At 59.7% G+C, this 7,009-nt stretch carries 6 protein-coding genes; all 6 read right to left on the reverse strand.

The features are described from left to right. Positions 1-82 precede the first annotated feature (82 nt). Positions 83-2,041, reverse strand: coding sequence for a cytochrome b/b6 domain-containing protein (locus IBX54_RS10915; protein WP_296542683.1), 1,959 nt, complete (start codon positions 2,039-2,041; stop codon positions 83-85). Between the two features lie 168 nt (positions 2,042-2,209). Then, entirely contained in the window at positions 2,210-2,551 is a 342-nt protein-coding gene (locus IBX54_RS10920) for a c-type cytochrome (protein WP_296542684.1), read from the reverse strand. A gap of 48 nt (positions 2,552-2,599) precedes the next feature. Continuing rightward, the gene (locus IBX54_RS10925) at positions 2,600-3,889 is read right to left on the reverse strand and encodes a c-type cytochrome (protein WP_296542685.1); all 1,290 of its coding nucleotides are present in this window, start codon (positions 3,887-3,889) and stop codon (positions 2,600-2,602) included. A gap of 184 nt (positions 3,890-4,073) precedes the next feature. After that, positions 4,074-5,078 (reverse strand): ParB/RepB/Spo0J family partition protein, encoded by a 1,005-nt coding sequence (locus IBX54_RS10930; RefSeq protein WP_296542686.1) that lies wholly within the window; start codon positions 5,076-5,078, stop codon positions 4,074-4,076. Next, a complete protein-coding gene (locus IBX54_RS10935) occupies positions 5,068-5,631 on the reverse strand; it encodes an alpha/beta fold hydrolase (protein WP_296542687.1) in 564 nt (187 codons plus the stop codon). The genes IBX54_RS10930 and IBX54_RS10935 overlap by 11 nt, the downstream gene beginning before the upstream one ends. Positions 5,632-5,686: 55 nt before the next feature. Next, the gene (locus tag IBX54_RS10940; protein WP_296542688.1) at positions 5,687-6,472 is read right to left on the reverse strand and encodes a ParA family protein; all 786 of its coding nucleotides are present in this window, start codon (positions 6,470-6,472) and stop codon (positions 5,687-5,689) included. Positions 6,473-7,009 lie beyond the last annotated feature (537 nt).

Here is a 7,009-nt window from a genome sequence, read left to right on the forward strand (position 1 = left end):
GATCCATGACTTCCGGGGTCATGGATTGCGTCACTTCGTTCGCAATGACGGGGCTCGTGCGCAATGACGATGTTCTTTCACGTTAACTCGTAAAGAAGCCGATCCCGACCAGCGTCAGCAGCGTCAGGCCGATCACGATCAGGGTGAAGCCCAGCACGGTTGAGCCCTTCACCATCGCGGTGGACGGGGCATCGACCAGGTGTTTCTCCAGCTCGCCCGACTCCAGCAGGCGCTTGTATTGCAGCGGATGCTCGTGCATCAACTCTTCGAGCGTGAAGGTGCCGGTGAACATCACCCGGTCGAGCGGGAACTTGTCGGGCCGGAAGTGGTTGTTGAAGAAGTGCACCGTGAACAGGAAGACCACCGCCAGGAAGGCTTCTTCGCTGTGGAAAATGGCCGCCACGTTGAAGACCCAGCCGGGCAGGAACTTGGCCGCAATGTGCGGGAACCACATCAGGATGCCGCTGACGCCGATGATGGTGACCCCCCAGAACGGAGCCCAGTAGTCAAATTTTTCCCAGTAGGTCCAGCGGTCGAACACTGGCCTGGGCGCCTTGCCAAAGAACCACTTGAACATGGCAACGATGTCCTTGAGGTCTTGCGGGCCGGGCACCATGGAGTTGGGGCCGAAGATCTTGAAGTTCTTCCAGTCGCGCCCGATTTTGATCACCATGTAGAACAGATGCCAGAAGAACACGCCGGCAAAAACCACCGCCGCGACACGGTGCACCAGCCCTGCCGTTTGCGGCCCGTTGAGCAGCGTCATCAGCGGCTGAGCCCAGGGCGACTGCGGGTAAAACAGCGGAATACCGGTGAGCGTGAGCGTCATCAGGCTCAGGGCAAACAGCAGGTGGGCAATGCGCCAGGTGCGGCTGAAGCGCTGGAAGTGCTTACCGCGGAATTTGGCGGGCAGCTCGGGCAGGCCTTCCATCTTGACATGCGGCTGCGACTGGCGCGCCTTGCGCTCCTTGTATTCGCGGTAGAACCACAGCAGCGTGTGCAGCCAGAAGAAGCCGAAGGTGCCCAGCAGCAGCTGGATCATGATCTTGTTGGCCACCCAGATTTGCGGGTAGGTATCAAAGTCGGAGGCGTTGCCGTGCGGACTGAAGCTGACAAAACCGGCGGTGGCCAGCGGGATGTCTTTTTTGCCACTGTGGCATTCCTGGCAGGATTCCAGGCGGTTGTCCATGTGCATCTTGGACACCGGGTCGGAGGACGGCTCTATGTCGTGGCTGCTGTGGCAGTCGAAGCACTTGGCCGTGTGGGCATAGCCCAGTGTGGTGATCTTGCCATGGTAGGTGGCGCGGTAAGAGTCGTAGGCGTCGTCGTGGCAGTTGCCGCAGCTCTCGGTGATGGCCAGCTTGACCGCGCTCGACGAGGTTCTTTTGACGTTGTGTGAGGTATGGCAATCGGCACAGTCGGCGGCCTTGGGGTTGTGCTTTTCCTTGACTTCCCGGCCATGCACCGACTCGGCCCAGGTTTCCAGATGGTAGTCGTGGCAGGTACCGCAAATATCGGAGATGCCGAGGTGCCACTCGGTGCGCTCGGGCGTGCCGCTTGGCGGTACATTGAAGCTGTGCACGTTGTGGCAATCATTACAGGAAGCATTCGGCTTTTCGGGATCGTCACTACTCGGCTTGGCATGGTGCGAGGTCTGGTAGGTTTCGATGCTCTGGCCTACCGTGCGCATCCAGCGCCGCTCGCTGGCGACCTTGACCTGGGCTGCGGCACCCTTGAGTTTCTGGTGGCACTGCACGCAATCAGGCCGCGTCTCGCCGAGGGTTTTCTTGTGGTTTGGCCCGCTGTCGTTGATTTCCAGGTGGCAGTTCACGCACTCCATCTCGGCATGCACGCTCTTGGCGAATGCCGCGGGCTCGACGGTGTAGAGCGCACGCTTTTCATCGTCTGTGCCCGCGACCTCGAGCTTGCCTTTTTGGCCGTCGTGGCAAGAAAGACAGGTCTGGTTGCCCAGCCCCGACGCATTGTCGGCGGCAAGGGCGCCACCCGATAGACTGGCGGCGACACAAATCGCCGCGGCCATGAACCAATTTTTCAGCTTACTGCCACGCATGATGGATATGCTCCCAACCCTGTGAATTGATCGGGGCGCGTGCGGTTTGCGCCAGCACAAGCACTTGGCTTGGCTGACGTTTCCTGCGTTCCGATGTAAATGAGCGGGCTTTGATACACCCGTCAGCCATGAGCTTGGCTATTGCGAAAGAATCCACTGGGCCAGGTTTTTGAGCTCGGCCTCATCCTTGGTTTTGATAATGGCGTGCTCTTCTTCGGAGCCGTCATCGTTCTTGATTTTGGGACCGGTGGTGATGTTTTTGATGATGGTGGCCTCTGCATCGGCGTTGCCTTTGTACTTGGCGGCAATTTTCTTCAGGGCAGGGCCCGACTTGTCTTTGTCAACCGCATGGCATTTTGCGCATTTGTTGCTCTTCATCAGTTCTTTCGCCTGGGCTGCATCAACTGCATACACAGGGTTCATTGCGGCCAAAGCGAAAAGCAGGGATCCGGCCACAGCGAGGGGGGTCTTGGTTTTCATGCACTACTCCTTGGTTAAAACATTCTTTCGATGGGCAGGCCCGCCAAGTTAGCGTCTGGCCTGCAATGTCTGCATGTGCGCGAGAAGGTCATTGACCACTTGGGGATCAATCTCGCGCAAGGCGGGCATGGTGTCGTCGGGGTGGCCATTGAGCATGTTGTGCACGCTGTGCCACGGGTCTTCCTTGGTCACGCGGCCCATGGCGCGTTTGGCAACATAACGCCCTTCCAGACCATGGCAAGACGCACACATGGTGCGGTAGTGCGATGCGCCCTTGGCGGCATCGCCGCGTGCCAGACCGGTCTTGGAATCAACGATCTTGTCCATGTCAATCTGCCCGTAACTCACAAAGTTGGCCAGATCGAGCAGGTCGCGGTACTTCATGACGGCACCAAACAGGTGGACGCTGCTGGTCAAAACGGCCATGATTTTTTCCGGGTCAGCGCCCGCCATGGCGCGAATCCCCTTGATCCCGGTCGCATGTTTGCCCTTGGCATACACGCCCTGATTACCCTTGTAATCCCAGCCATGGCATTCCTTGCAGCGCCAGGTTTCAATGGGCACGTTGGCGTAATAGGCCTTGGCCGGATAGGACGGATGCGGCAAGGCCTGGCGCTGGCCGCCCAGCTGGGCCTGCCAGTCGTCATAGAGCCGACCGCCATTGGCAATTGAGCTCGCCATATTGACGCTGCGCAGGGTCTGCAGATAGGCCAGCATGCTGGCTACGGTGTCGTCGCCCAGTGTCGTGAGTGCCGGCATGTCACCACCGGGGTGACCGTTGAGCGTGACGTGCAACACTTCCAACGGGCGCTGGCGTGCCGAGTCTCCGAGCGGCGGAATCTGACGCAGCCGGTCGCCTTCGAGGCCATGACAGTTGGCGCATATGGTGGCAAAGACCTTGTCCGAGTAACCTTGTCCTGGCTTGATCTTGGCAGCCATGTCAAGCAGCTTGCGCATGTCCGCCTGACCGGTGCTGATAAAGTTGGCCAGATCACGGCGGTCGCCGTCATCAAGCAGTTCGTCATACTTGTGGTTGGCATTGTTCAGGATCGCCAGAATGGCTGCAGGATCGGCATTTTGTTTGCCGGCGATGCCGACAAAGCCGTGTTGCCCCTTGTAGTCCCAGCCATGACATTCCACGCAACGCCAGGTGTCTGATGGTGCCACCCGAACCTGCTGGGTCGTGAAGGCGGGATTGGGTTGATTGGGTACGCGCGACTTCAGCTCGACGCTCAGGTTGTCATAGAGCCGCCCGCCACGAACCACCGAAGCGGGGTCAGCGGCACTTGCCAAAGTTGTGGTGAAAGTTGCCAACAAGGCCACCAGAGTGGTAAACATTGTTTTTTTCATCGTCTTGTTCCTTCCGATTTTTCAGCGCACCATAAAAAATATTTTATGGTTGCGTTCATTTTTACTGAAAATTTGGACTTTCAGACTTGCCGCCCTCGCCATTTGTTGATCATCATCAAACAATGCACGGTTTTAGAAAAACCGCTTTTCCGCTGCCTTGGCGGTGCGTACTTTATCGCTGCGGGCTGCCACGCAGCTTGTCGATCAGGCCATTGAGCGCGTCGAGCGAACCAAACTGGATGCTGAGTTCGCCCATTTCTTCCAGCCGGCCGGCGCGCTTGACGCGTTTTTTGACCCGCACTTCAACCTGCGCCATCAACAGGTCAGACAGCTCTTCCTCGATTCTTTTCAGGTCGCGCGACTTGTCCTTCTTGGGTTTGACCGCCACCAGAGAAAACTCGGCACCGATTTTTCTGACCAGGCGCTCGGCCTCGCGCACCGACATTTTTTTGACGGCGATCTGGTTGGCCGCGGTGATCTGGGTGGCTTTGTCCAGCGCCAACAGGGACCGGGCGTGACCCATGTCGATGTCGCCCGCCATCAGCATGGTTTGCACCGGCTCGGCCAGGTTCAACAGGCGCAGCAGGTTGCTGGTGGCGCTGCGCGAGCGGCCCACGGCCTGCGCGGCGCTCTCGTGCGTGAGGCCAAATTCCTTGATCAGGCGCTGCACGCCCTGTGCTTCTTCGAGCGGGTTGAGGTCTTCGCGCTGGATGTTCTCGATGAGCGCCATGGCCGCTGCCGTCTCGTTGGGCACCTCGCGCACCAGCACCGGCACATGGTCCAGGCCGGCGAGTTTGGCGGCCCGAAAGCGGCGCTCGCCGGCAATGATTTCATACACCGGGCGCACCACGCCGCCGCCGCTGGTGCCAGCGGTGAAGTCTGGCGACTGCTGGCTGCGTTTGAGTTCGGCATCGGCATCGCTGAGGCGGCGCACCAGGATCGGCTGCATGATGCCCTGCGCCTTGATGGACTCGGCCAGCTCATAGAGTGCGCCCTCGTCCATGCGGGTGCGCGGCTGGTACTGGCCGGGCACCATGTCGCTGAGCAGCAAGGTGGACGGCAGGCCGCTGTTGACCAGCTGGGCATGGCTGCCCTCTGGGGTGAGAAGTTCATCGACCGTGGGGCCCAGCAGGGCTTCCAGACCACGGCCCAGGCCTTTGAGTTTTTTAGTGACCACGACAATCTCCCAGTGATGTGTTGATGAGTTGGTTCAGCAAGACCAGGCCGTGCGGCCAGGCGCCCAGAGCGGAATCGGCGTTGATGTGGCCGAGCGCGCCGGCATCGACCAGGCCCGAGCCCCAGGCTTGGGCAAAGGTTTGCGCACGCTCAAAGCTGCAGTAGGGGTCGTCCCGACTGGCCACCAGCGTGCTTTTGAATTGCAGCGGCTGCAACGGGATCGGCGACCAACTGGCAAGCACCGGGCGCAGCGCCTCTTGCGTCACATCACCGGGGGCCACCAGCAGCGCGGCTTTGACGCGGTGCGTGTTGCGGCTATGCGCCGCCCACGCCGCCACCAGCAGGCAGCCAAGGCTGTGCGCCACCAGCACGGCGGGCGCGTCAAGCGACAACACCACGTCTTCCAGACGCGCGATCCAGTCACCGCGCAGTGGTCGCAGCCAGTCGTGCTGCTCCACCCGCTGGAAGCCAGACTGGGCCTGCCACAGGCTTTGCCAGTGCTGCGGGCCTGAGCCTTGCCAGCCCGGCAGGATGATTACGTTATCGGCTTTCATTGCTATGTTTTTAGTAGCGTCATTGGTATTTTGAAATTGGCTTGGACCAGCCTGGCTACATTTTTTTAATGCGCTCCACCATTTCCTGGGCGAATGCCACGAAGGCCTGCGCGCCCTTGCTCGATGGATCAAACACCACGCCGGGCACGCCGTAACTGGGCGCTTCGGCCAGCCGCACATTGCGCGGAATCACGGTATTGAACACCTTGTCGACAAAGCGCGCCTTGAGCTGTTCGCTGACCTGCTGCTGCAAGGTGATGCGCGAGTCGAACATGACGCGCAGCAGGCCGATGATGGCCAGCTCTTTGTTTAAATTGGCATGCACTTGCTTGATGGTGTTGACCAGGTCCGCCAGGCCTTCGAGGGCAAAATACTCGCACTGCATCGGCACGATCACGCCGTGGGCACAGCACAGGCCGTTGAGCGTGAGCATTGACAAGCTGGGTGGGCAGTCGATCAGGATAAAGTCGTAGTCTTGCGCCACGGCGCTCAAGGCCTGGCGCAGGCGTTTTTCTCGGCGTTCGAGTTCCACCATCTCCACCTCGGCCCCGGCAAGCTCGCGGTTGGCACCCAGAACGTCATAACTGCAACCTGCGTCTTGCAGCTTGCTGCTTTGCACCCGCGCTTCCACGACGGAGGCGGATTCCAGCAGCACGTCGTACACCGAGAGCTCAAGTTTGCGCTTGTCCACGCCCGAACCCATGGTGGCATTGCCTTGCGGGTCGAGATCAACCATCAGCACCCGTTGTCCCACCTTGGCCAGGCCCGCGGCCAAGTTGACCGTGGTGGTGGTTTTGCCCACGCCACCTTTTTGATTGGCAATACAAAAGATTTTGGCCATGCGATGCTTACCGGGTAGAAAAGTTGAAGGCGTGTTTCACGTGAAACATGGTCGCTAGTGTAATTGGGCTTGAATCCAAATCATGAATTCCGTCAGGGTACAAATGCAGGGTTCGTCCAATGATGTGCTTGTGACGAACCAAGTGGGCTTGGGCAGGGGAGCCTCAGACGCGCTTCGCTTTGCGACATCGGCTCCCCTGCCCAAGCCCACTTGGTCTGAGACCGTGGTGACGATTGATCCTGGATTCCTTAACGTGAAAGAACAGCGTCATTGCGAACGAAGTGACGCAATCCATGACTGCCGAAGACCTGGATCGCCACGCTGGGCTCGCGAGGACGGTACGCGAGCGATTGCGCCGCTGGCAGCGTGCCTGGGGTCGTTGCTTCTCCTTGCGGGCAGTAGCCCGCTGCGTCGTCGCGCCTACCCAGACACGCCACCAGCAGCCCACTCGGACGCGTCCAACTGAGGAATCTAGGTTGAACCAGCCCGAAGAGCGGCAAGTGCAACAGAATGACTCAATCACTACCGCGGCAGTGC

The organism is Rhodoferax sp. (assembly GCF_014859475.1).
Classification (GTDB): domain Bacteria; phylum Pseudomonadota; class Gammaproteobacteria; order Burkholderiales; family Burkholderiaceae_C; genus Rhodoferax.